Origin of the sequence: unidentified bacterial endosymbiont (assembly GCF_918797525.1) — a bacterium.
Classification (GTDB): domain Bacteria; phylum Pseudomonadota; class Gammaproteobacteria; order Enterobacterales; family Enterobacteriaceae; genus Enterobacter.
Genome location: NZ_OU963893.1, coordinates 2,020,123 through 2,044,734 on the forward strand (window position 1 = coordinate 2,020,123; position 24,612 = coordinate 2,044,734).

General features: G+C 54.4%; 20 protein-coding genes and 1 pseudogene. 8 read left to right on the plus strand and 13 right to left on the minus strand.

Going from position 1 to position 24,612, the window contains the following annotated elements:
* Window positions 1-148: 148 nt before the first annotated feature.
* The gene (gene bhsA / locus NL510_RS09650; protein ID WP_253384049.1) at window positions 149-406 is read left to right on the plus strand and encodes a multiple stress resistance protein BhsA; all 258 of its coding nucleotides are present in this window, start codon (window positions 149-151) and stop codon (window positions 404-406) included.
* A 72-nt stretch (window positions 407-478) separates the two neighbouring features.
* Here bhsA and ldtC read toward each other — a convergent pair whose 3' ends face one another.
* The 3 genes from ldtC to NL510_RS09665 form a co-directional block, all read right to left on the minus strand.
* Window positions 479-1,444, minus strand: a complete 966-nt coding sequence (gene ldtC / locus NL510_RS09655) for a L,D-transpeptidase LdtC (protein ID WP_253384838.1) — start codon at window positions 1,442-1,444, stop codon at window positions 479-481.
* Between the two features lie 141 nt (window positions 1,445-1,585).
* Window positions 1,586-5,032: a transcription-repair coupling factor gene (gene mfd, locus NL510_RS09660; protein WP_253384051.1), complete on the minus strand. Its 3,447-nt coding sequence runs from the start codon at window positions 5,030-5,032 to the stop codon at window positions 1,586-1,588.
* 148 nt (window positions 5,033-5,180) lie between these two features.
* Window positions 5,181-6,254 (minus strand): acyltransferase family protein, encoded by a 1,074-nt coding sequence (locus NL510_RS09665; protein ID WP_253384053.1) that lies wholly within the window; start codon window positions 6,252-6,254, stop codon window positions 5,181-5,183.
* A 255-nt stretch (window positions 6,255-6,509) separates the two neighbouring features.
* On the opposite strand from NL510_RS09665, the gene lolC reads away from it, so the two are divergent.
* The 6 genes and pseudogenes from lolC to NL510_RS09695 all read left to right on the plus strand — a co-directional run bounded on the left by lolC (window position 6,510) and on the right by NL510_RS09695 (window position 12,620).
* Window positions 6,510-7,709, plus strand: coding sequence for a lipoprotein-releasing ABC transporter permease subunit LolC (lolC, locus tag NL510_RS09670; protein WP_253384055.1), 1,200 nt, complete (start codon window positions 6,510-6,512; stop codon window positions 7,707-7,709).
* Window positions 7,702-8,403 (plus strand): lipoprotein-releasing ABC transporter ATP-binding protein LolD, encoded by a 702-nt coding sequence (lolD, locus tag NL510_RS09675; protein ID WP_253384057.1) that lies wholly within the window; start codon window positions 7,702-7,704, stop codon window positions 8,401-8,403. The genes lolC and lolD overlap by 8 nt, the downstream gene beginning before the upstream one ends.
* Window positions 8,403-9,647 (plus strand): lipoprotein-releasing ABC transporter permease subunit LolE, encoded by a 1,245-nt coding sequence (lolE, locus tag NL510_RS09680; RefSeq protein WP_253384059.1) that lies wholly within the window; start codon window positions 8,403-8,405, stop codon window positions 9,645-9,647. Before lolD ends, lolE begins: the two co-directional genes overlap by 1 nt.
* 54 nt (window positions 9,648-9,701) lie before the next feature.
* The gene (gene nagK, locus NL510_RS09685) at window positions 9,702-10,613 is read left to right on the plus strand and encodes an N-acetylglucosamine kinase (RefSeq protein ID WP_253384061.1); all 912 of its coding nucleotides are present in this window, start codon (window positions 9,702-9,704) and stop codon (window positions 10,611-10,613) included.
* Window positions 10,614-10,628: 15 nt separating this feature from the next.
* Window positions 10,629-11,450 (plus strand): Sir2 family NAD+-dependent deacetylase, encoded by an 822-nt coding sequence (gene cobB, locus NL510_RS09690; RefSeq protein ID WP_253384063.1) that lies wholly within the window; start codon window positions 10,629-10,631, stop codon window positions 11,448-11,450.
* A 207-nt stretch (window positions 11,451-11,657) separates the two neighbouring features.
* Window positions 11,658-12,620 (plus strand): annotated as a pseudogene (locus NL510_RS09695) (EAL and HDOD domain-containing protein).
* A gap of 39 nt (window positions 12,621-12,659) precedes the next feature.
* On the opposite strand, the gene potD reads toward NL510_RS09695, so the two are convergent.
* The 4 genes from potD to potA are packed head-to-tail and all read right to left on the minus strand — an operon-like array spanning window position 12,660 to window position 16,468.
* Window positions 12,660-13,694 carry a spermidine/putrescine ABC transporter substrate-binding protein PotD gene (gene potD, locus NL510_RS09700; protein WP_253384065.1) on the minus strand — a complete coding sequence of 345 codons (1,035 nt, stop codon included), beginning with the start codon at window positions 13,692-13,694 and terminating at the stop codon, window positions 12,660-12,662.
* Window positions 13,691-14,482 (minus strand): spermidine/putrescine ABC transporter permease PotC, encoded by a 792-nt coding sequence (gene potC / locus NL510_RS09705; RefSeq protein ID WP_253384067.1) that lies wholly within the window; start codon window positions 14,480-14,482, stop codon window positions 13,691-13,693. The genes potD and potC overlap by 4 nt, the downstream gene beginning before the upstream one ends.
* Entirely contained in the window at window positions 14,479-15,336 is an 858-nt protein-coding gene (gene potB / locus NL510_RS09710) for a spermidine/putrescine ABC transporter permease PotB (RefSeq protein WP_253384069.1), read from the minus strand. Before potB ends, potC begins: the two co-directional genes overlap by 4 nt.
* Window positions 15,320-16,468, minus strand: coding sequence for a spermidine/putrescine ABC transporter ATP-binding protein PotA (gene potA / locus NL510_RS09715; protein ID WP_253384843.1), 1,149 nt, complete (start codon window positions 16,466-16,468; stop codon window positions 15,320-15,322). Before potA ends, potB begins: the two co-directional genes overlap by 17 nt.
* 237 nt (window positions 16,469-16,705) lie before the next feature.
* Between potA and pepT the strand changes: the two genes are divergently transcribed.
* Window positions 16,706-17,929 (plus strand): peptidase T, encoded by a 1,224-nt coding sequence (gene pepT / locus NL510_RS09720; RefSeq protein WP_253384071.1) that lies wholly within the window; start codon window positions 16,706-16,708, stop codon window positions 17,927-17,929.
* 48 nt (window positions 17,930-17,977) lie between these two features.
* On the opposite strand, the gene NL510_RS09725 is transcribed toward pepT, so the two are convergent.
* The 6 genes from NL510_RS09725 to mnmA all read right to left on the minus strand — a co-directional run bounded on the left by NL510_RS09725 (window position 17,978) and on the right by mnmA (window position 24,605).
* Window positions 17,978-19,099, minus strand: a complete 1,122-nt coding sequence (locus NL510_RS09725) for a ribosomal protein uL16 3-hydroxylase (protein ID WP_253384074.1) — start codon at window positions 19,097-19,099, stop codon at window positions 17,978-17,980.
* A gap of 91 nt (window positions 19,100-19,190) precedes the next feature.
* Window positions 19,191-20,654: a two-component system sensor histidine kinase PhoQ gene (gene phoQ / locus NL510_RS09730; RefSeq protein WP_253384076.1), complete on the minus strand. Its 1,464-nt coding sequence runs from the start codon at window positions 20,652-20,654 to the stop codon at window positions 19,191-19,193.
* A complete protein-coding gene (phoP, locus tag NL510_RS09735) occupies window positions 20,655-21,326 on the minus strand; it encodes a two-component system response regulator PhoP (protein WP_253384845.1) in 672 nt (223 codons plus the stop codon).
* A 122-nt stretch (window positions 21,327-21,448) separates the two neighbouring features.
* Window positions 21,449-22,819 (minus strand): adenylosuccinate lyase, encoded by a 1,371-nt coding sequence (gene purB / locus NL510_RS09740; RefSeq protein WP_253384078.1) that lies wholly within the window; start codon window positions 22,817-22,819, stop codon window positions 21,449-21,451.
* A gap of 19 nt (window positions 22,820-22,838) precedes the next feature.
* Complete coding sequence (gene hflD, locus NL510_RS09745) at window positions 22,839-23,468, minus strand: high frequency lysogenization protein HflD (protein ID WP_253384080.1); 630 nt, start codon at window positions 23,466-23,468, stop codon at window positions 22,839-22,841.
* Window positions 23,469-23,495: 27 nt separating this feature from the next.
* Window positions 23,496-24,605 carry a tRNA 2-thiouridine(34) synthase MnmA gene (gene mnmA / locus NL510_RS09750; RefSeq protein WP_253384082.1) on the minus strand — a complete coding sequence of 370 codons (1,110 nt, stop codon included), beginning with the start codon at window positions 24,603-24,605 and terminating at the stop codon, window positions 23,496-23,498.
* Window positions 24,606-24,612 lie beyond the last annotated feature (7 nt).

Here is a 24,612-nt window from a genome sequence, read left to right on the forward strand (position 1 = left end):
CATATGAAAAATAATGAAATTTAAATTAATATAATGATCGTTATAAAAATACATTGACGTGTGATATGGATCACCTTTATCATTTATGTATCGATCGTTAATTAAATCAATAACGACCTTAAATTCATCTGCCTGAAGGTATAAAAACATGAAAAACGTAAAAACTCTGATCGCTGCGGCTGTACTAAGCTCGCTGTCATTTGCAAGCTTCGCCGCTGTTGAAGTGCAATCTACGCCGGTTGAACAGCATAAAGTCGGGACGATTTCCGCAACTGCCGGGACTAACCTGGGCTCGCTGGAAGAAAAGTTGGCGCAAAAAGCCGACGCCATGGGGGCGAAATCCTTCCGCATCACGTCTGTGACGGGTCCTAATACCCTGCACGGTACCGCTGTTATCTACAAATAAGCCTAGCTAAACCCTCATTAAAGCCACTGCAAAAAAAACGCCCTGCTGCTGCGGGGCGTTTTTGATTGTGTTTTAGAAGGAGTGGTGAACCTGTGTGAAATGTCGCGTGACGTCTGTTGGCATGCCGGACCGCGCCGTCATCGCGCGCTCCATAACCGCTCCGTCTGTGCCGGGGTTAGTTTTGAAACTCACCATTGCCGCATTCAGGTTAATTGGCAACGTTTGCGGATCATCTCCGATGTTTTTCGATAACGGCTGGTGGATTTCAACCAGGCGTACTCCGCCAGGCTCTTCTGAGACCTTGATCGGTGTGTTAATAATATTGACCTTTGTACCCAGCGCCAGGACGTTGTAAAGCTTTTTGATATCGTCATCGCGCAGACGGATACAGCCTGAGCTGACGCGCATACCGATGCCGAAATCAGCGTTGGTGCCATGCAGGAGATAAACACCACCGTATGCGGCGAGACGTATCGCATGCTGCCCCATAGGGTTATCCGGGCCCGCCGGGACCACTGCCGGCAGATCTATACCCTGGGCTTTATAGCGGGCACGAATATTGGCAGTCGGTGTCCAGGTTGGATTTGCACGTTTCTGCGATACGGTCGTCACCATGGTGGGCGTGAGCGTGTCGCCGCCCAGTTGACCAATTCCGATAGGGAAGACGGTCACTTCATGTTTATCCGGCGGGTAATAATAGAGCCGTAGCTCGGCGAGGTTAATCACCAGCCCTTCACGCGGCGCATCCGGCAAAATTGCCTGCAGCGGAATGGTCAGCACGCTTCCGGCCCGCGGGACATAAGGGTCAACGCCAGGGTTCGCCTGCAGCAAGGCAAGGAATCCAACGTTATATCTTTTGGCAATTGCTTCCAGCGAACCACCATTGTTTTCAACCACATGAAAACGATTTTGCCCCACCACGTTGCTGCCAGGCGGAGGGAGCGGCCAGGTATTTGCGCGAGCAGGAAGCGCAATCGCCACCGCGGCTACCAGCGCAAACCACGTTAACCAGCGGGTAAAACGGATAGAGGTCATTATCACCATGTCCATATAAATATTAAGGTTATTGTTATATAAGGAATTATAGCCATTATGGCTAATGTGCGTGTCGGGAAGAGGGGGTGAAGTGCAAAGAGTTTGTAAATTGTCGTCCCCGGCGGCCGGGGACGACAGGGCAGATCAAGCGATGGCGTTTTCTTCAAGCTGATGCATAAAGTGACGCACCCACTCCATACGCGTTTTGCGCTCCGCCAGGTCCTGGGTAAATTTCAGACGCGTTGGTCCATCCAGACGGAAGTGCTGCGGTTGTTTTTGCAGTAAGCCGATCAGCCACACCGGGTTGACGTGGTTTTTCTCCGCGAACTCAATCATGCCGCCTTTTTCATTGCCTTCGAGCTTACGGATCCCCAGTGTCTGCGCCTGCTGGCGCAGTCGTGCGATATCCAGCAGATTTCTCGCCGCATCGGGCAACAGCCCGAAGCGGTCGATCAGCTCAACTTTGATCTCTTCCAGCTCGTTTTCGTTTTTCGCACTGGCAATACGTTTATAGAATGACAGACGGGTATTCACATCCGGAATAAAATCATCCGGCAGCAGAGAAGGCATGCGCAACTCGACTTCCGTCTGTTGGCTGGTCAGGTCCTCCAGTGAAGGCTCACGCCCGGCCTTGAGAGCATCGACCGCATTCTCCAGCAGTTCCATATACAGCGAGAAGCCGATGGTTTCCATGGAACCGCTCTGGCCTTCGCCCAGCAGTTCACCGGCGCCGCGAATTTCAAGATCGTGCGTGGCCAGCGCAAAGCCCGCGCCCAGGTCTTCCAGCGAGGCGATCGCTTCCAGACGTTTTTGCGCGTCGGTGGTCATTGCCTTGGGATGCGGCGTCAGCAGCCAGGCATACGCCTGGTGATGCGAACGCCCGACGCGTCCACGCAACTGGTGAAGCTGCGCAAGGCCGAAGTGGTCGGCACGTTCAATGATGATGGTATTCGCCGTCGGGATGTCGATCCCGGTTTCAATGATGGTGGTACAGACCAGCACGTTAAAACGCTGGTGGTGGTAATCGTTCATTACCCGTTCAAGCTCGCGCTCGCGCATCTGCCCGTGACCGATCGCAACGCGCGCCTCCGGTACCAGCTCCGCCAGTTTATCCGCCGCTTTCTGAATGTTTTCCACATCGTTGAAGAGGTAATAAACCTGACCGCCGCGCAATACCTCGCGCAGAATAGCCTCGCGCACCACCAGGGGATCGTACTCGCGCACAAACGTTTTTACCGCCAGGCGACGTGCCGGTGGCGTGGCAATGATAGACAGATCGCGCATGCCGCTCATCGCCATATTCAGCGTACGCGGGATAGGCGTCGCGGTCAGGGTCAGAATATCGACGTCGGCGCGCATCGCTTTGATGCGCTCTTTATGGCGAACGCCGAAGCGATGTTCTTCATCAACGATTAACAGCCCCAAATCTCTCCACTTAACGTCGCTTTGCAGCAGCTTGTGCGTCCCGATCAGAATATCAACCTTGCCCTCGCTGGCCTGGTGCAGAATCTGCGACTGCTCTTTGGCGCTGCGAAAACGTGACAGCATCTCAATGCGCACCGGCCAGTTGGCGAAGCGATCGCGGAAATTGTCAAAATGCTGCTGGGCGAGGAGAGTCGTTGGCACCAGCACCGCAACCTGCTTGTTATTCTCCACCGCAAGGAAGGCGGCGCGCATCGCCACCTCGGTTTTACCAAAGCCGACGTCACCGCACACCAGCCGGTCCATCGCCAGCGGCTGGCACATGTCGCTCAACACGGCATTGATAGCCTGCGCCTGATCCGGGGTGGTTTCAAACGGGAAGCTGTCGCAGAACAACTGATACTGCTCTTTATCATGCTTAAAGGCATAGCCCGCTTTGGCCGCTCGCTGGGCATAGATATCCAGCAGCTCGGCGGCCACATCGCGTACCTTCTCTGCGGCTTTCTGACGCGCGCGCGCCCAGGCGTCACCGCCCAGTTTATGCAGCGGGGCGTTGTCTTCCGCTCCGCCCGCGTAGCGGCTGATCAGATGCAGAGACGACACCGGCACATAGAGTTTGGCGTCATTGGCGTAGGTCAGCATCAGGTATTCCGCTTTAATGCCGCCCGCTTCGAGCGTGGTCATCCCCTGGTAACGCCCGACGCCATGTTCGAAGTGCACAATCGGCTGACCCGGGTGCAACTCCGCCAGGTTGCGGATCAACGTGTCCGGGTTGATGGTCCGGCGGCTGTCCTGACGGCGGCGCGCCACGCGTTCTCCCAGCAGGTCGCTTTCGCAAATGAACGCGAGGTTATTCAGCGTATCCACAAAACCGTGCTCGGCGGCGCCAATCATCAGGTAGCGGCCCGTACCGATGGCTTCGCTTAGCTGCAAAATGCGCTTCGGCGCGACTTTGATGCGCCCCAGTAGTTCGCTCAGCGCTTCACGGCGGCCTTCACTTTCCACGGAAAACACCACCGGGCCGGTAAAGGATTCCAGGAACTTACGCAGGTTATCCAGAGGCGATTTTTGCTGTGCCTGAACGGCAAGATCTGGCAGTTTCTGGAAGGCCAGGTTGGTATTAGCGGCTTTGTCGGCAAGGCTCTCCGTTTTGAGCTGAATGCGCGGCCAGCGTTTAAGCTCTGCGTTCAGCTCGTCGGTACGCAGCCATAACGTTTCCGGAGGTAACAGTGGACGCATCGGATCCACGCCCCGATTCTCAAAGCGGGCGCGAGTATCGCTTTCAAAGCGGCTGGCGCTGGCGTCGGGATCGCCGGTATTCACGATAAGCGTATTCGCCGGGAAGTAGCTGAAGAGAGCAGGCAGCGGCTCGTTAAAGAACAGCGGCTGCCAGTATTCGATCCCCGCCGGCAGCGTACCTTTGCTCACCTGCTGATAAATATGTTCCGCGTCGCGTTTTACGTCGAACCTGTCGCGCCACTGGCTGCGAAACAGCTCGATGGCGGTTTTATCAGTCGGAAACTCATGGGCGGGCAGTAAATTGATGGATTCCACTTCTTCCAGCGTGCGCTGCGTATCGGCGTCAAATACGCGCAGGCTGTCGATTTCATCATCAAAAAAGTCGAGGCGATACGGCTGGTCGCTGCCCATCGGATAGAGATCCAGCAGTGCGCCGCGCGTCGCATACTCGCCATGCTCCATTACCTGATCGACATGACGATAACCGGCGCTGTCCAGCTGCGCGCGCAGGGCGTCGCGCGACAGCCGCTGCCCTTTTTTCATCACCAGCGCATGACCGTGCAGGTAGTTGTGTGGGCACACGCGCTGCATCAGCGTGTTCACCGGTACGATCAGCACGCCGCGCTGCAGGGTCGGTAATTGATAAAGCGTCGACAGGCGCGAGGAGATGATCTCCTGGTGCGGGGAGAAGCTGTCATAAGGCAGCGTTTCCCAGTCGGCCAGGCTGAAGACCCGATTATCGGTGAACTGCCGAATTTCATCGTACAGGCGCAGGGCATTTTGCATATCCGGGGCAACCAGCACCACCGGGCCCGGATGGCGCTCTGCGATTTCTGCCACCAGCGTGGCGCACGCCGCGCCCGTGAGTTCGCCCAGCTGGCGCTGGTCGCCCGCTTTGACGGGCAAGGAATAACGATAGTGTTCAGGCATGGCTATGTCAGAGTCTCTTAAGGATATACCCACAGTATTGGGGCATATTACTGATACGCAATGTCTTTATTATCCTTGATCGTTTTCCATAAGCAAACCGGAACCGCACAGAGGGGAAATTTGCCCCCGTAAGGGGGCAAGGAGAGCGTTAGCGGGTGGCCGGAGCCGCAGAGGGTCGGGTCGGCGGGGAGAAAAAGAGGTCGCCGAACAGCGCCGTAGAGATTTTACGCATGCCAAGGCCGGCAAGGGTACAGACCAGCAGGCTGACAAACGGATAGATAACGATCAGCGTTAATTCCGCCCAGACCGGCCAATATGCGGCATTCATTTCCGCAATCAGGAACAGACTGAAGGCCTCAATCAAAATTCGATGGGTGGTGTAAATCGCGATGGTATTCGATCCAATAACGTTAAGCAGGTTGCCGGAACGAACGGCATAACGCTGCTCAATGCTATAGAAAAGCTTCATGATCGCGACAATCGACAGCAGAGAGAGCAGGAGCGGGACGTTAGCGAACCACAGCGCCACCGAGACAATGCCAAAGGCGACCACCGCCAGCCACAGGCGACGCAGGTCGACTCCTTTCATCCATGTCATTAGCTGTGCGCCATACCACGCGCCCATGCTGTAATAGATCATATTGCGCACCACGCTGTTCATGCCCCACCACGGTAGCGGCACAACGTTAATGGTTACGCTCGCTACCGCCAGCAGGCCCAGTACCGGCAGCTTCCAGCGGCTCAACAGTTTACACAGCGTGAAATAGACCAGCAGGGCGTACAAATACCACAGGCTGGTGCTGGCGGTGAGCATGCCGCGTAAAAACCCAGAAATGGAATCGGCATAGGCCGCGTTTGACGAGGTGGCCAGCACACGCTCAGGGGCAAGCCAGGCATTGAGATGACTGAGTGCCTGCCACTGCAATACGCCCCATAGCGCCAGTACCCAGAGGATGCTCCAGATGCGTTTGTCGACGCTGGTGCGCCAGTTCACCTCGTCAATATAACGCCGGATTAAATAGCCCGAGATAAAGAAAAATACCGGCATGCGAAACGGTGCGAGATAAAGATTAAAATAGACCCAGCATTTGGCGAGAAGGCCAGACAGGGGGTGTTGCAGCCCGCTAAGGTGCGGATAAAACGTAATCACCGAGTGGTAAATCACCACAAGGCAGATGCACAGACCTTTTATCTGATTAATCCATAACGCTTTTTGTTTCATCGGTAGCCAGGACCTATTGTCATAAACGAAAGCGCTATTGTTCTTAAACGAAACCGGGATGTAACGGGTAACAGTCTGTATCAGGCGGTTTTTCGGAAAAGGTGGAGGGTGCGCGCACAGTGATCGGCAAGTAGTACCTTGATGTATCTGATTTTTTCGGAATAATGATTACCAAAGCTTACGGTTTCAGTCATTTACGCTTAACGGATTCGCTTATATACTCGTGGGTCTGCTATCAGCAACCAGACGGATTTCATGTACCAACCTGTCGCACTCTTTATAGGCTTACGTTACATGCGTGGGCGCGCCGCGGACCGCTTCGGTCGCTTTGTCTCCTGGCTTTCGACTATTGGCATTACGCTTGGCGTGATGGCGCTGGTGACGGTGCTTTCCGTCATGAATGGCTTTGAGCGCGAGCTGCAAAACACTATTCTGGGGCTGATGCCGCAGGCCGTTCTCTCATCAACCAGCGGTTCCGTTAACCCGCAACACCTGCCTGAAAGCGCAGTGAAGTTACAGGGCGTCACGCGTGTTGCGCCGATAACGACGGGCGATGTGGTGCTGCAAAGCGCCCGCAGCGTGGCCGTTGGCGTGATGCTGGGCATCGACCCCGCTCAACACGATCCGCTGACGCCATTTCTGGTCAACGTTAAGCAAACCGATCTGCAGGCCGGCCAGTACAACGTTATTCTGGGTGAGCAGCTTGCCGGACAGCTTGGCGTCAACCGCGGCGACCAGCTTCGCGTGATGGTGCCGTCTGCCAGCCAGTTTACCCCGATGGGCCGCCTGCCGAGCCAGCGTCTGTTTAATGTGATAGGCACCTTCGCGGCAAATAGTGAAGTGGATGGGTATCAGATGCTGGTCAACATTCAGGATGCTTCACGCCTGATGCGCTACCCGGCTGGCAATATTACCGGCTGGCGGCTGTGGCTTGACGCTCCCCTGAAGGTGGACACCCTCAGCCAGCAAACCTTGCCGGAAGGAACTAAATGGCAGGACTGGCGCGATCGTAAGGGCGAGCTGTTCCAGGCCGTGCGCATGGAAAAGAACATGATGGGGCTGCTGTTAAGCCTGATCGTGGCCGTCGCCGCGTTTAACATTATCACCTCGCTTGGCCTGATGGTGATGGAAAAACAGGGCGAAGTTGCTATTTTGCAAACGCAAGGGCTTACGCCGCGCCAGATCATGGCGGTATTCATGGTCCAGGGGGCCAGCGCAGGGATTATCGGTGCGCTGCTCGGCGCGTCGCTGGGCGCGCTGCTTGCCAGCCAGTTGAATAATTTAATGCCGATCATCGGTGCTCTGCTGGATGGCGCGGCGCTGCCGGTGGCGATTGAGCCGCTGCAGGTAGTCGGTATTGCGCTGGCCGCGATGGTCATTGCGCTGCTTTCTACGCTTTATCCTTCCTGGCGCGCTGCCGCCACTCAACCCGCTGAGGCTTTACGTTATGAATAAGATCCTGTTGCAATGCGACAACCTGTCCAAACGCTATCAGGAAGGCACTGTGCAGACCCACGTGCTGCACAACGTGAGTTTTAGCGTGGCCGAAGGTGAAACAATGGCGATTGTCGGCAGTTCCGGCTCCGGTAAAAGCACCTTGCTGCATCTGCTGGGCGGTCTGGATACGCCAACCGAAGGTGACGTGATCTTCTCCGGCCAGCCGATGAGCAAAATGTCCTCTACCGCGAAAGCGGAGCTGCGTAACCGTGAGTTAGGTTTTATCTACCAGTTTCACCACCTGCTGCCGGACTTCACGGCGCTGGAAAACGTCGCTATGCCGCTGCTGATTGGCAAAAAGAAGCTGGGCGAAATTAACACCCGCGCCAGCGATATGCTGAAAGCGGTAGGGCTTGGGCACCGCGGCAACCACCGCCCATCCGAGCTTTCTGGTGGTGAGCGCCAGCGCGTGGCGATCGCCCGGGCCCTGGTCAACAACCCGCGTCTGGTGCTGGCGGATGAACCGACCGGTAATCTGGATGCGCGCAATGCTGACAGTATTTTCCAGCTTCTGGGCGAGCTCAATGCCTCGCAGGGAACCGCGTTTCTGGTGGTCACTCATGACCTGCAACTGGCAAAACGGATGGGACGCCAGCTTGAAATGCGTGATGGTCGCCTGAACACCGAACTGACCCTGACGGGAGCGCAGTAATGGCGTCACCGTTATCGTTACTTATTGGGTTGCGCTTTAGCCGCGGCCGCCGTCGCGGCGGTATGGTATCGCTCATCTCTGTTATCTCGACCATTGGTATTGCGCTGGGCGTGGCGGTGTTGATCGTCGGCTTAAGCGCGATGAACGGCTTCGAGCGTGAGTTGAATAACCGAATTCTGGCAGTGGTACCGCACGGTGAAATCGAACCGGTTAACCAGCCATGGACAAACTGGCGCGAATCCCTCACTAAAATTGAAAAGGTGCCGGGCATTGTTGCCGCTGCACCCTATATCAACTTTACCGGCCTGGTCGAGAGCGGCGTGAATCTGCGCGCTATTCAGGTGAAAGGGGTGAACCCGTCGCAGGAAGCGCGTCTGAGCGCACTGCCGAACTATGTGCAGAACGGCGCCTGGGCGAACTTTAAGGCCGGTGAACAGCAAATCATCATCGGTAAAGGCGTCGCCGATGCCCTGAAGGTGAAGCAGGGTGACTGGGTATCCATCATGATCCCGAATGCCAGCGCCGACCATAAGCTGCAGCAGCCCAAACGCGTGCGTCTGCACGTCACCGGTATTCTTCAACTGAGCGGCCAGCTCGACCACAGCTTTGCGATGGTCCCCATGGAAGATGCGCGTCAGTATCTGGACATGGCGGATAGCGTAACCGGCATTGCCATCAAGGTAAACGACGTCTTCAATGCCAATAAACTGGTGCGAGATGCCGGCGCAGTGACCAATAGCTATGTTTACATCAAAAGCTGGATCGGCACTTACGGGTATATGTATCGTGATATCCAGATGATCCGCGCCATTATGTATCTGGCGATGGTGCTGGTGATAGGCGTAGCCTGCTTCAATATCGTCTCGACCCTGGTGATGGCGGTGAAAGACAAGAGCGGCGATATTGCGGTGCTGCGTACCCTGGGGGCCAAAGACGGTCTTATCCGCGCCATCTTCGTCTGGTATGGCTTGCTGGCGGGGCTGTTTGGCAGCCTCTGCGGCGTGGTAATTGGGGTGGTGGTTTCACTGCAGTTGACGCCCATCATCAACGGGATTGAAAAGCTTATCGGCCACCAGTTCCTGTCGGGTGATATCTATTTTATTGACTTCCTGCCGTCTGAATTGCACTGGCTGGACGTTTTATATGTGCTGATTACAGCACTTTTACTGAGTCTGCTGGCAAGCTGGTATCCGGCGCGTCGCGCAAGCCGAATTGATCCGGCGAGGGTATTAAGTGGCCAGTAATTACGTCGTGGTATAGCGGTCTTTGGCCTGCTATATCAAAAAGAGGAATGCACTATGTATTATGGATTTGATATTGGCGGCACAAAAATTGCGCTGGGCGTGTTTGATGAAAACCTCACTTTGCTGTGGGAAACCCGTGTTCCCACCCCGCGCGAAAGCTATGACGCATTTTTAACGACCATTGCCGGGCTGGTGGCACAAGCTGACGCGCGCTTTAAGGTGAAGGGCAGCGTCGGCATTGGTATTCCGGGTATGCCGGAAACCGACGATGGCACGCTGTATGCCGCGAATGTTCCGGCTGCCAGCGGAAAACCGCTGCGCGCTGATCTCTCTCGCCTTCTTGAGCGCGACGTGCGTTTAGATAACGATGCCAACTGTTTTGCCCTCTCGGAAGCCTGGGACGATGAATTTCGCCAGTATCCGCTGGTGATGGGGCTGATCCTCGGCACGGGCGTTGGCGGGGGGATCGTCATCAACGGCAAACCGATTACCGGGCGCAGCTATATTACCGGCGAATTCGGTCATCTCCGTCTGCCGGTAGATGCGCTGGACGTGGTAGGGCGCGAATTTCCGCTTACCCGCTGCGGCTGCGGCCAGCACGGCTGCATTGAAAATTATCTCTCCGGCGGTGGGTTTGCATGGCTATATGAACACTTCTATCATCAGAAACTTGATGCCCCCCAAATCATCACTTTGTGGGAGCAAGGGGACGCCCGGGCGTGTGAGCACGTCGAACGCTATCTCGATCTGCTGGCGGTGTGCCTGGGGAATATCCTCACCCTCGTCGATCCGGATCTGCTGGTGATTGGCGGCGGGCTGTCAAACTTTACTGCGATCACGGAAAGGTTGTCCGGGCGTTTGCCACGACACTTATTGCCGGTCGCCCGCGTGCCGCGTATTGAACGCGCGCGGCACGGGGACGCAGGAGGCATGCGCGGAGCCGCATTCCTCCATCTCACCGATTAGTTTTACGAGGTTACTATGCTGTCGCGTCGCCAGGGTCGACTCAGCCGTTTTCGCAAAAATAAACGCCGCTTGCGCGAGCGCTTGCGTCAGCGGATCTTTTTCAGAGACAGAATGATGCCAGAAGCAATGGATAAACCCAGAGTGGTGGTATTGACCGGCGCGGGAATTTCCGCAGAGTCCGGCATTCGTACTTTCCGTGCCGTAGACGGACTATGGGAAGAGCACCACGTAGAAGATGTGGCGACACCGGAAGGGTTTGCCCGCGATCCGGCGCTGGTGCAGGCGTTTTACAACGCCCGCCGCCGTCAGCTCCAGCAGCCAGAGATTGCGCCAAATGCGGCGCATCAGGCGCTGGCGACGCTGGAAGAGGCGCTCGGGGATCGCTTTCTGCTGATCACGCAGAATATCGATAACCTTCACGAAAGAGCCGGTAACAAAAACATCATCCATATGCACGGTGAACTGTTGAAAGTGCGTTGTGCTTCGAGCGGGCAGGTGCTGGACTGGGAAGAGGATGTCCTGAACGAAGATCGATGCCACTGCTGCCAGTTTCCATCGCGCCTGCGTCCGCATGTGGTTTGGTTTGGTGAAATGCCGCTAGGGATGGATGAGATTTACAGCGCGTTGGCCATGGCGGATGTGTTTATCGCAATCGGTACGTCCGGGCATGTCTATCCGGCGGCGGGATTTGTCCACGAAGCGCGTCTTCAGGGGGCGCATACGGTGGAACTTAATCTGGAGCCGAGCCAGGTGGGCAGCGAGTTTGAAGAGAAGCATTACGGTCTGGCAAGTTTAGTGGTGCCGGCGTTTGTCGACAAACTACTCAAAGGGCTGTAACGGCTTTTCGATTGTAAAGCGCACCCGCAATCGGGTGCTTTATTTATTGATTCTGTCCTGGCCAATGTAATTATTATGACTCGCCGTGATAAACCCTGATAATAAGTGTGGTTGCTTCTCATTTGTGCGTTAACTAAAAATAGAACTCGTTATATCTCTGAAAAAAGAAGATGCTACCCGGCAGATAATTGTTAAGGAGGGCGGAGAATGTACGCATTTATCGCGCGACAACCCATTTTAAACACCGAGATGAAAACGGTAGCCTATGAACTGCTTTTCAGAGATGGGATGACCAACCGTTTTCCAGATGTGTCGGCGGAATATGACCCTATATTGCGATAGTAAAGTTTGATGTCAGAAATTATACCTTAGCGCAAATTGAAAATTATCTTAAACAGCGCGCAAACCTCACTGGATATATTCAGTATCTTGCTGAAAAAATTGAAACTAAAGAGGAGTTTAAATTATATCGGGATGCCGGGTTCACGCTGTTCCAGGGATATTTTTTCTGCCGCCCGGAAGTCATTAAGTATAAACGGTTGTCGCAAAATCAGCTCGCCATTTTTCGCCTGCAGGTGGAGGTGGGGCTCAATAAACCCGATTTTCGCATTATCGAGTCGTTGATTAAAACCGACCTTACGCTGTCCTATAAAATTATGCGCTATATGAAGCATACCGCATTCAAATACGCCGGGGAGTGCAATTTTAATAAGTTAACGCTGAGCGAAGTCCTGATGTATCTCGGTGAAAATCAGCTCAGGCGCTTTGTGGCCGTAGTGGTGTTGGCAAGCGCCGGAAACGACACCGTCAGCGAACTTTATCCCCTGAGCATGATGCGAGGAAAATTCTGCGAGCTGATTGCAGAAAAAATGAACGAACCGCAGCGTGCAGAGAATGCCTTTATCTGCGGCCTGTTTTCACTTCTTGATACCCTCCTCGATCTGCCGATGACCGAGCTGATGAAGCAAATCGCGGTGCCGCGGAGCGTGAGTCATGCGCTGTGCCACCAGCAAGGGTGGTTAGCGGATATTGTTACGCTATGCCGTCTATGAACAGCAGGAGTGGGATGCGGCGCTGAGGATGGGGCACGCGCTGGGTCTGGCGGACGAGGATGTGGTTGAGGCCATGCGGGGGGCAACGATCTGGGCCAGCGAAAATACGGTGAGTTAAACCTTCCTCACCCACACGGGAGCGAGGAAGGTGGACGGCTTATCGGCCCGCTTTTAACTTCTGGTAATACTCTTCGTAAAGACGGCTTGCATCACCGACGTCGTTCTGCCATTCACCCTTGCTGATGGTTTGCGCGTCAGGATACAGCGAGGTGTCGTTCGCTACCGTCGGGCTGAGGAGTTTGCGGGCAGCCAGATTTGGCGTGGGGTAACCGATGGTTTCGGCAACCTGTTTCGCCACCTCCGGGCGCAGCAGGAAGTTAATCAGCTTCAGCGCCCCCTCAACGTTTTTCGCATTTGCAGGAATGGAGAGGCTATCCATCCAGAAGATCCCGCCTTCTTGCGGCCAGACCACTTCCAGCGGCGTGCCGGCCTGACGGGCAACATACGCCGAGCCGTTCCACACCATCCCCAGGTTCACTTCGCCTTCCATATACGGGTTTGCCGGGTTGTCGGAGTTGAACGCGGCTACATTAGGCATCAGTTTTTTCAGTTCGTTATAGGCCGCTTCAATCTCTTTTGGATCCGTCGTGTTACCGGAGTAGCCCAGCTTACGCAGCGCTACCTGGAACACTTCCCTGGCATCGTCGGTCATCAGCAGGCTGCTTTTGTACTCGGGTTTCCACAGGTCGGCCCAGCGGGTAACGGTTTTGGGATCGATTTCATCGCTGTTGATGCCAATGGCCGTCGCGCCCCAGATGTAGGGGATGGAGTAGTCATTGTTTGGGTCAAACGGCTTGTTGAGCATCTGCGGATCGAGATTGCTGAAGTGGGTCAGCTTTGTTTTGTCGATCTTCTGGATCATGCCCTCTTTACGCATTTTGTCGACGAAATAGGTTGAGGGAACCACCAGATCGTAGGCGCCGTCCTTGTAGGTTTTGAGCCTGGCGTACATGGTTTCATTTGACTCGTAGGTGGAATAGATAACCTTGATCCCGGTCTCTTTGGTGAACTGCTCCAGCAGGCCCGGCGGGACATACTCGGTCCAGTTATAGAAATAGAGCGTCTTGCTGTCGTCTGCATGTGCACTACCCATCCCGAGTACCAGCGCTGCGGCGGCTAACATTTTTTTCATTTCATTGTCCCCTGAGATTTTGTTTTATCACGAGCAATAAGCTGGCTGGCAATCACCAGAACCAACGAGAATACCAACAGAATGGTCGCCAGCGCGTTCACCTCAGGTGACACACCAACTTTTACCATCGAATAGATCTTCAATGGCAGAATTTCATAGCTCGGCCCGGTCACGAACGATGAGACCACAACGTCATCCATCGACAGGGTGAAGCTCAGCAACCACCCGGCCGCAACGGCAGGCATCGCCAGCGGCAGGATGATTTTACGCAGAATCGTCATCTCGCTGGCGCCAAGGTCTTTGGCGGCCTCGAGCATGCGCACGTCGAAGCCTTTCAGGCGCGCAAAGACCGTTACCACCACAAAAGGCAGGCAGAAGGTGATGTGGGAAAACAGCAGTGACCAGAAGCCAAGCTGCACGCCCAGCAGCATAAACAGCACCAGCAGAGAAATGGCCATCACGATATCGGGTGACATCATCACTATAAACAGCATTCCACCGACGAACGGCTTGCCGCGAAAACGGTAGCGATACAGCGCCACGGCGGTGAGCGAGCCAATCAGCGTTGCGAAGGTGGCGGATAACACCGCCATCGTCAGTGAGTGCTGCGCGGCCTGAAGCAGGCTGTCGTTGTTTATCAGCAGGCTATACCAGCGCGTGGTAAAGCCTTGCCAGTTGATCCCGAAGCGGGAACTGTTAAACGAGTTCACGATCAAAATAATGATCGGAATATAAAGATACGCATAAATAGCGGTCATAAAACCGCCGCGAAGCAGTCGACCGATCATTCGAGTTCTACCCTCTTGTTCAACAAGCGCGAGGCACGCCAGTACACCAGCAGCATGAGACCCATTATTACCGTAAGCGTAATGCTGGTCGCGGAGCCAAACGGCCAGTCGCGAATGTTCAGGAACTGGCTCTTAATCACGTTACCAATCAGCAGGTTTTTTGCCCCGCCCATCAGGTCAGACACGTAGAATAGCCCCATCGCCGGTAGCATCACCAGCAGACAGCCCGCGACGATACCGGGCATGGTCAGAGGAATAACGATGCGGATAAACGTTTGTAGCTTGCTGGCGCCCAGATCTTTCGCCGCTTCGAGCAACGGTTTATCGAGCTTTTCAATGCTGGAGTAGAGCGGCATCACCATAAACGGCAGCAGGATGTAAACCAGACCGACGATCACCGCTCCCGGGGTGAACATGATGCGTATCGGCGTGTCAATTACCCCGAGCCACAGCAAAAAGGCATTGAGGTAGCCTTTGGTGCTGAGAAAAATTTTTAACCCGTAAATGCGAATTAATGAGTTGGTCCAGAATGGAACAATCAGTAAAAACAGCAGCAGCGGGCGTACCTTTCGTGGCAGTCGTGCCAGGAACCACGCGAAAGGATAGCCCAGCAGCAGGCAGGCGAGAGTGGCGATCAGCGCCATATTGAGCGAATGCAGTAGCACGTCAAAATAGAGCGGATCGAGCAGGCGCGCGTAGTTATCCAGCGTAAAGACCAGCTTAACGAAGTGGGTATCGTCGCGGGTCAGAAAGCTGGTCACAATGATCATCAGGTTGGGGAGAAAGACAAATAACACAAGCCAACCGACGATCGTGGCAATCACCACATTCTGGAATTTACTTGTGTTCTTCATCAGCCAGTACAACCTCCCAGCTTTCTACCCAATTGATAACCATTTTCTGGTCGAGAGAGTGGTCAAAGTCCGGATCGTCTTCGTTAAAAAACTCGCTGACCATCACCATCTTACCGTTTTCCAGCTCGACGACAGACTCCAGGGTCATGCCCTTATAGTTCCGCTCGCGGATATAGCCGATAAGGCCTTCAGCCTCTGCGTTATCGTGTATTTCATCCACACGCAGATCCTCCGGACGCAGCAGCACGTTAAGCTGTTGTCCCTCCTCTACGGCAAAATGGACGGTGATATTACACTCGCGGCCTTCGACGCTTGCGCGAACACGCTGCGCATCCAGACGCTCGATCACCGTGGCGTGGAAAATATTGATCTCGCCGATAAAGCTGGCGACGAACAGATTTTTCGGCTCTTCGTAGATTTCACGCGGCGTACCATCCTGCTCGATTTTGCCGTCTCGCATCACCACGATGCGATCGGACATGGTGAGGGCTTCTTCCTGATCGTGGGTGACAAAGACAAAGGTAATCCCCAGCTTGCGCTGCAGGGCCTTAAGCTCGTTTTGCATCTGCTTGCGCAGTTTATAATCCAGCGCGGATAGGGACTCATCAAGCAGCAGCAGGCGCGGTTTGTTGACGACCGCACGCGCAATGGCCACACGCTGTTGCTGGCCGCCGGAAAGTTGATGCGGTTTACGCTGGGCAAATTCGTCAAGCTGCACCATGCGCAGGGCTTCACTCACGCGGGAAGGGATCTCGCTGGCCGGCGTTTTCTGCATCCGCAGTCCAAAGGCCACATTCTCATACACGGTCATGTGTGGGAACAGAGCATAGCTTTGAAAGACGGTATTGACGTGACGATCTTCGGCAGGAACCTGGGTGATGTCCTGGTTCTCAAGGTGGATGTGGCCGTTATCGACGCTTTCCAGCCCGGCGATAAGGCGCAGTACGGTGGTCTTGCCGCAGCCGGAGGGTCCCAGCAGGGTCAGAAACTCACCATCGTTGATGGTCAGATTGAGGTCGGATATCACCATTTTGCCATCAAAACTTTTACGGATTCGTTCCAGTTGCACCAGTGGCGCACGTGAACGGGGTTGTGTATTCAATTTTCGCGCTGTCCCATATAGACGCCTCAGGCAGCAGACTGAAGCGGGGTTTGTGTGTAACCACCTTGGTGACTCGTAACGAGGGCGGACATTCTACGGTAATCCCCGGCAATCGCCAATCCTTGTCACTGATTCATAAGCTACATTTATTAACGCAATGCGATTTAAACGGAAAAAATTCTCGATTGCGGGATAAAAGTGACCTGACGCAATATTTGCGTTTTGATGCTTATTGATAATGTTGTCACAAAAAGTGAGGGTGACTGCATGGATAAATTACTTGAGCGTTTTTTACAGTACGTTTCGCTGGATACCCAATCTAAACCGGGTGTCCGTCAGGTCCCGAGCACCGAGGGTCAGTGGAAGTTATTAAACCTGCTCAAAGAGCAACTGGATGCCATGGGGCTGGTTAACGTCACGTTAAGCGATAAAGGCACGGTGATGGCAACGCTGCCTGCCAATGTCTCCGGTGATATTCCGGCGATAGGCTTCATTTCACATGTCGACACCTCACCGGATTTTAGCGGAAAAAATGTGAACCCGCAGATTGTTGAAAACTATCGCGGCGGCGACATCGCGCTGGGTATCGGTGACGAAGTGCTCTCTCCGGTGATGTTCCCGGTTTTGCACCAGTTGCTCGGCCAGACGCTTATCACCACCGATGGCAAGACGCTGTTGGGGGCAGACGATAAAGCAGGCGTTGCCGAGATCATGACGGCGCTGGCGGTACTGAAAGAAAAAAATATTCCGCATGGTGATATTCGTGTTGCCTTCACGCCGGACGAAGAGGTGGGGAAAGGGGCGAAGCACTTTGACGTTGAGGCCTTTAATGCCCGGTGGGCCTACACCGTCGATGGGGGTGGGGTCGGTGAACTGGAGTATGAAAACTTTAACGCGGCATCCGTGACGATCAAAATTGTCGGCAACAATGTTCACCCGGGTTCCGCAAAAGGGGTGATGGTTAATGCGCTGTCGTTGGCTGCTCGTATTCATGCTGAAGTCCCGGCAGAAGAGAGCCCGGAACAGACCGAAGGCTATGAAGGCTTTTATCATCTGACCAGCATTAAAGGCACCGTTGATAGCGCACAGATGCACTATATCGTCCGCGATTTCGAGCGCAAAGCCTTTGAAACACGTAAACGCAAGATGATGGAAATCGCGAAGAAGGTCGGCAAAGGCCTGCACCCGGACTGCTACATTGAGCTGATTATCGAAGACAGCTATTACAATATGTGCGAGAAGGTCATGGAGCACCCGCACATTCTCGATATCGCCCAGCAGGCCATGCGCGATTGCAACATCGAACCCTTGCTGAAACCTATTCGCGGCGGCACCGACGGCTCGCAACTGTCGTTTATGGGATTACCCTGCCCGAACCTGTTTACCGGCGGATACAATTACCACGGCAAGCATGAGTTTGTAACGCTGGAAGGGATGGAGAAAGCGGTGAACGTGATTGTCCGAATAGCGGAGTTAACGGCGAAGCGATAGCGGTAGTAAGCCCGGTAAGCAAAGTGCCACCGGGCAAGGTCATGCCTCTTAGTCCTCGAAGAACCAGTATCCGTTGTTCACCAGCGCGGCCAGCATGGCAAGGAAGGAGGGGTCTTCCAGCGCATCGCCAAAGGTATTGGCACTCAATACCATATGGCTGGCGATGGCTTCCAGGGCCGGACGGTGCGGAGAATCGAGCTTGTCACCGTTAACAAAAACATCTTCACCAATACGCAGCACGCGCAATCCGCCCAAACGAACCAGCTTGTCGCCCTGTTGTAGCGCATCATAAATCTCGTCGGCCTGGTAGGGTGGCTCTGCTGGCGCAACATCCAGCTCGTGGCGAGACTGGCTGATAAACTCGCCAAACCACTGTCTGAAATGCGCTGGTTCGTTGATCAAGTCCAGCATCATACCGCGCAGCTTATCCAGCTCGGCGGGCAGGATATCGGCCGGATGTTCACGGGCCGGGACATCCGGATCGCTGTAGCGATAGCTACCCAGCTCGCGCTGCAGCACATAATCGGCAAAACCGCTGATCATTTCGCGACCGTTAGGGGCGCGGAACCCGACAGAATAGTTCAGTGAATTCTCCAGGGAATATCCCTCGTGCGGGAATCCTGGCGGAATATAGAGGATATCACCCGGCTCGAGCTCTTCATCGATAATCCCCTCAAACGGATCGACCTGCAGCAGATCGGGGTGCGGACAGTGCTGTTTCATCGGCACCTTTTCACCCACGCGCCAGCGGCGACGGCCCGTCCCCTGAATGATAAACACGTCGTATTGATCCAGATGGGGACCCACACCGCCACCCGGCACGGAGAAAGAGATCATCAGATCGTCCATTCGCCAGTCCGGCAGGGCGCGGAAAGGACGCATGAGTGCGGCGGTAGGCTCATGCCAGTTGTTAACGGCCTGAACCAGCAACGACCAGTTGTTTTCACCCAGATGATCGTAGCTTTCAAATGGACCATGGCTGACCTGCCATTTCCCGTCCTGATGGCTGACCAGACGGCTGTCGACTTCGTTTTCCATCGCCAGACCCGCCAGTTCGTCAGGCGAAAGTGGGTCGATGAAATTGCTGAACCCGCGTTTAAGAACGACCGGGCGCTTTTGCCAGTAACGTTCAATAAAATCGGGCCAGTTGAGTGTTAAGTGATAATCCATATTTTTTTATTCCGCAGGCTCTAACTGAGTCGGATTATAACGGAAGCGCGGGAGCCTGGGGGCAAGAACCACGCATTTTTCACATAACGGGTTAACTCTCGCCGGATACGGGCTGCTGACGGCCAAAAATGACTTCCATTCTGGCGCCGCCCAGCAGGCTTTCCCCGGTTTCGATCCTGCCACCGTATTGCTCGACAATCTCTAGCGCAACGGATAACCCGACGCCCTGGCCGGGGCGCAACGTGTCTGCCCGTTGCCCGCGGTCGAAAACGATATCGCGTTTATTGCGCGGAATGCCGGGGCCATCGTCTTCCACGATAATATGTAATTCATTGTCTGTGACGCGCACGGAAACTTCCACAAATTCAAGGCAGTATTTGCAGGCGTTATCCAGCAAATTCCCCATCACTTCCATGAAATCGTTTTTCTCACCCACGAAGCTGATCTCTGGCGAGATATCGAGGCTGATGTCCACCCCTTTACGCTGATAGACCTTATTCAGGGCGGAGGTGAGGTTATCCAGTAAAGGCGCAACCGGGTGCAGTTCACGACTCATCAGCCCGCTTCCGGAACGCATACTGGCACGGTGCAGGTAATAGCCAATTTGCTGTGAAATGCGGCTTATCTGCTCCAGCATCACCGGTTCGGCATCGTCGACGCTCAGCTTAGCGCTGCGCATGGAACGCAGGGTGCTTTGCATCACGGCAAGCGGTGTTTTCAGGCTGTGGGTCAGGTCGGTAAGCGTCGTGCGGTATTTATCGTAGCGCTCGCGTTCACTTTTCAGCAGACGGTTAAGATTACGCACCAGGCTTGTCAGCTCGCGGGTAGTTTCCGGGTTGAGCTTCTCACGGTGATGTTCTTCCAGTTCGCGAACCTCCTTCGCCAGAGACTCAATTGGGCGCAGGCTCCACCAGGCGGCAACCCACAGCAACGGGATCACCAGCAACAGGTTAGCGGCCAGAACATACACGAACCAGCTCCAGACCATATAAGAACGTTTAAGCTCCACCGGAATGGTATCGATAACCACAATAGTCAGCTGCGGCATGCCCAACGTTGCCGGGTAGATGTTAATTGCAACGGAGTGCGTCATCTCTGTTGCAGCGTCATCCTCGCGGATCTCATCCAGTTTTTGCTGTAGCGAGCGATCGTCACGCAGCAATGAGCTGGTGGTATTGAGATCGGCTTCGATTTCATGGAAGCCGTTGGTCTTCAGCCATTCCGGGCGGATGCTATTCACCAGCCAGGGAACTTCCCGCTGGGACCACAGAAGATTCCCCTTTTCATCATAGATAAGCGCCAGCGTCGGGCTTTGCTGGTTAAGATTTTCCGGCATATCAACGGTGATTTGGTTGTTTTCCCACTTAGCGAGAGTGTAAAACAGGTTACTTTCGCCACGCAGTAGACGAAAGGTCGTTTTATCAAAACTGACGCTGTAGCCAACCAGAGCCACCATGCCATAGGAGAGCGACAACACCAGCACAACGGCTGCTGTTGCCAGTAAAAAGCGAACCCGCAGAGAGAGGGGCAGGATATGGCGTAAAATCCGTTTCATTTAGCGTAATTCGAACAGGTAGCCCTGACCACGGACGGTGGTTATCACATCCTGGGGGAACTGCGCCTGGATTTTTTTGCGCAAACGGCCCATTAATACGTCAATGGTATGGCTCTCACGCAGTTCGGCATCCGGATAGAGCTGGAGCATAAGGGAATCTTTGCTCACCACTTTGCCGTTGTTACGGATAAGCGTCTCAATGATGGTATATTCGAATGCCGTCAGCTTGATCACTTCCTCATTAATTGAGAATTCACGGCGCGAGAGATCGACCTGGAAAGGGGGAAGGGTGATAACCTGTGAGGCCAGCCCGCTGTTACGGCGTAATAACGCCTGCATACGCGCAGCCACTTCTTCGATGTGGAACGGCTTGGTGACGTAATCATCGGCGCCAGCGCTTAGCACCTCAACTTTGTCCTGCCAGCCTTCACGGGCGGTCAACACCAGCACCGGAAGGGACACGTCATGGCTGCGCCAACGACGGATCAACGACAAACCGTCTTCATCAGGCAAGCCTAAGTCGACGATGGCGATATCCGGCAAGTGTTCATTGAGATAATAATCGGCTTCTTTTGCGTCTTCAGCATCATCCACCTGATGTCCCATCTCCTGAAGCTGAACCTTCAGGTGATGGCGTAGCAATGCGTTATCCTCAACAACCAGTACGCGCATCATCTTTTCTCCCAGTATTGAAATTGTGAATAGTGTAACGCTGATTATGTTGCTGTGGGGATAAACATTGATTAAACCGGGAAAAAGCAGCCCCCTTTACGGACAGAAAGGGGGAAGGGGAGTTACTTAAGCTCATCAACCATGGTTATTGCACGACCAATATAATTCGCCGGGGTCATCGCTTTCAGGCGAACTTTCTCTTCTTCGGGCAGCGCCAGACTGTCGATAAACTGCTTCATACCTTCGGCATCAACGCGTTTGCCGCGGGTCAGCTCTTTCAGTTTTTCATACGGTTTTTCAATACCATAACGGCGCATCACGGTCTGAATTGGCTCTGCCAGCACTTCCCAGTTGTGATCCAACTCGTCCAGCAGACGGTCGCGGTTCACTTCCAGTTTGCTCACCCCTTTAAGGGTAGCCTGATAGGCGATCAGCGCGTAGCCAATGCCCACGCCCAGGTTACGCAGTACCGTGGAGTCGGTCAGATCGCGCTGCCAGCGGGAAACCGGCAGCTTGCTCGCCATATGTTGCAGCATGGCGTTTGCCAGCCCCAGGTTGCCTTCTGAGTTTTCGAAGTCAATAGGGTTCACTTTGTGCGGCATAGTGGACGAACCAATCTCACCCGCGATCGTTTTCTGCCTGAAGTGGTTGAGGGCGATGTAACCCCACACGTCGCGATCGAAATCGATCAGAATAGTGTTGAAACGGGCAATACAGTCAAACAGTTCGGCGATATAGTCATGCGGCTCGATCTGGGTGGTGTACGGATTCCACTGAATGCCCAGAGAGGTCACGAACGCTTCGCTGAACTGATGCCAGTCGACTTCCGGGTAGGCTGCGATGTGGGCGTTGTAGTTACCTACAGCACCATTGATTTTGCCCAGAATTTCAACCTGCTCGAGCTGACGATACTGACGCTCCATACGGTACGCCACGTTAGCCATCTCTTTACCCATTGTGGAGGGCGTAGCAGGCTGGCCGTGAGTACGGGAGAGCAGCGGGATATCACGATACTCAACGCAAAGGGCTTTTACCGCATCAATGATTTTACGCCAGTAAGGCAGCACCACCTCTTTACGCGCGGTCGAGAGCATCAAGGCGTGCGACAGGTTGTTGATGTCTTCAGAGGTACAGGCGAAGTGAATAAATTCTGACACCGCGTGCAGCGCCGGGACGCTAGCCACTTTCTCTTTCAGAAAGTACTCAACCGCTTTCACATCATGGTTGGTGGTGCGCTCGATAGATTTAATACGCGCAGCATCTTCTTCATTGAAGTCGGCCACGATTTTATCGAGGTAATCGTTTGCCTTTTCGTCAAAAGCAGGAACTTCCGTGATTGCTGCCTCGGACGCCAGCTTTTGCAGCCAGCGTACTTCAACCTGTACGCGAAACTTCAGCAGGCCATATTCGCTGAAGATCTCGCGCAGCGCGCTGACTTTATCGCCATAGCGTCCATCGACAGGGGATACGGCGGTCAGTGAGGATAATTCCATAATTCGCAACTCCGGGAGGTTAACAATGAGCAAGAATTTGTTTTGCCTGAGTTGTCAGGCGAGTACGAGAAAACATTAACTGTAGGCGGCCCCCGCCAACCTGATGCCACAGCACCGCGGCGCGAATGCCCGCCAGCAACGAGGCGCGAACCTTGGCCTGAACCTGAGGGCTTTGCAGCACGGCAGGAGAACCGGTGACCTGAATGCGTGGCCCCAGGGGGCTAATCACATCAACATAAATCCCGGCCATCGCGCTCAGCAGCGTTTCGGACTGGAGATCAAAATGATCGAGCTGACGCTGCAGCCCGGCGATGCTATTGCCGAGTGTATCCATCGCCCCTTTGGCCGCGTTCAGCTTTCGTTCCAGCACCATCAGGCTCAGCGTGTAGCGGGTAAGCTCTGCGTTTAACCCCTGACGGTTACTGGCGTTGAGCACGGCGAGCAGGGTTTCAAGGCCGAGACGGAGATTGGCTTCACTGCCACCAAATACGCCCAGCGTTGAACCCGGGTTGAGATCGATAACGCTGTTAAGCGAAACGTGCAGCGCGTCAGCGTCGCAATGGCCCTGGTGCGCCAGCTGTTGCACCAGACGGGCTGACTGGCAAATTCCCGCCAGCGCCAGGGTGATGTCATAATAGTTCTTCGCCACACGCTCTCCTTTATGTGTGCAATCGTGTTAAACAGCAGGCAGCGGCAGGCGCTGTTCAATGATCCCACCACCCAGGCACACTTCTCCAGTGTAGAAGACAGCGGACTGACCAGGGGTGACGGCAGAAACCGGTTCATCAAAGCGCACGTCAATACGCTCGTCATCCAGCGCGGTGACGGTGCATGGGATATCCGTCTGACGGTAGCGTGTCTTCACCGTGCAGCGCAGCGTGCCTTTCAGCGGCTCACGATCGACCCAGTGCAACTGTTGCGCGATAAGCCCAACGGACATTAGACGCGGATGGTCGTGACCCTGGGCGACAATCAGAATGTTATTTTCGACATCTTTGTCGACAACGTACCACGGATCTTCACTGCCTTCTTTTGTCCCGCCAATCCCCAGGCCTTTACGCTGGCCAAGGGTGTGGTACATCAGCCCCTGATGTTGACCAATCTCTTCGCCATCGACGGTAACAATTTTGCCCGGCTGTGCAGGCAGGTAGCGGCCGAGAAATTCGCGGAATTTACGCTCACCGATGAAACAGATGCCGGTAGAGTCTTTTTTCTTCGCGGTGACGAGATCCAGCGCTTCGGCAATTTTACGCACGGCGGGCTTTTCCAGCTCGCCAACCGGGAACAGACTTTGGGCAATTTGTTCATGACCCAGTGTATACAGGAAATAACTCTGATCTTTATTGCCATCCAGACCGCGCAGCAGCTGGCTTTTGCCGTTAACATCGGCGCGGCGTACGTAGTGTCCGGTCGCGATATAATCTGCGCCCAGGTCTTCGGCGGCGAATTCCAGGAAGGCTTTAAATTTGATCTCTTTGTTGCACAGAATGTCTGGATTAGGGGTACGGCCTGCTTTGTACTCTTCGAGGAAAAGTTCAAAAACATTGTCCCAGTATTCTGCGGCAAAGTTGACGGTATGAAGCTCGATGCCGAGCTTGTCGCACACGGCCTGCGCATCAGCAAGATCAGCAGACGCAGTACAGTACTCCTCGCCATCGTCTTCCTCCCAGTTCTTCATGAACAGGCCTTCCACCTTATAGCCCTGTTGCTGCAACAGGTAAGCGGAAACGGAGGAGTCGACACCGCCGGACATGCCGACGATCACTTTTTTTGGGCTTTCTGACATTGGAATA

Bases quoted from the DNA above. Each gene is read 5' to 3' on its own strand.
- lolD (WP_253384057.1), top strand. From the start codon at position 7,702: ATGAATAAGATCCTGTTGCAATGCGACAACCTGTCCAAACGCTATCAG.
- lolC (WP_253384055.1), top strand. From the start codon at position 6,510: ATGTACCAACCTGTCGCACTCTTTATAGGCTTACGTTACATGCGTGGG.
- nagK (WP_253384061.1), top strand. From the start codon at position 9,702: ATGTATTATGGATTTGATATTGGCGGCACAAAAATTGCGCTGGGCGTG.
- NL510_RS09725 (WP_253384074.1), bottom strand. From the start codon at position 19,099: ATGGATTATCACTTAACACTCAACTGGCCCGATTTTATTGAACGTTAC.
- mfd (WP_253384051.1), bottom strand. From the start codon at position 5,032: ATGCCTGAACACTATCGTTATTCCTTGCCCGTCAAAGCGGGCGACCAG.
- mnmA (WP_253384082.1), bottom strand. From the start codon at position 24,605: ATGTCAGAAAGCCCAAAAAAAGTGATCGTCGGCATGTCCGGCGGTGTC.
- lolE (WP_253384059.1), top strand. From the start codon at position 8,403: ATGGCGTCACCGTTATCGTTACTTATTGGGTTGCGCTTTAGCCGCGGC.
- cobB (WP_253384063.1), top strand. From the start codon at position 10,629: ATGCTGTCGCGTCGCCAGGGTCGACTCAGCCGTTTTCGCAAAAATAAA.
- NL510_RS09665 (WP_253384053.1), bottom strand. From the start codon at position 6,254: ATGAAACAAAAAGCGTTATGGATTAATCAGATAAAAGGTCTGTGCATC.
- purB (WP_253384078.1), bottom strand. From the start codon at position 22,819: ATGGAATTATCCTCACTGACCGCCGTATCCCCTGTCGATGGACGCTAT.
- pepT (WP_253384071.1), top strand. From the start codon at position 16,706: ATGGATAAATTACTTGAGCGTTTTTTACAGTACGTTTCGCTGGATACC.
- potC (WP_253384067.1), bottom strand. From the start codon at position 14,482: ATGATCGGTCGACTGCTTCGCGGCGGTTTTATGACCGCTATTTATGCG.
- phoQ (WP_253384076.1), bottom strand. From the start codon at position 20,654: ATGAAACGGATTTTACGCCATATCCTGCCCCTCTCTCTGCGGGTTCGC.
- phoP (WP_253384845.1), bottom strand. From the start codon at position 21,326: ATGCGCGTACTGGTTGTTGAGGATAACGCATTGCTACGCCATCACCTG.
- bhsA (WP_253384049.1), top strand. From the start codon at position 149: ATGAAAAACGTAAAAACTCTGATCGCTGCGGCTGTACTAAGCTCGCTG.
- potD (WP_253384065.1), bottom strand. From the start codon at position 13,694: ATGAAAAAAATGTTAGCCGCCGCAGCGCTGGTACTCGGGATGGGTAGT.
- potB (WP_253384069.1), bottom strand. From the start codon at position 15,336: ATGAAGAACACAAGTAAATTCCAGAATGTGGTGATTGCCACGATCGTC.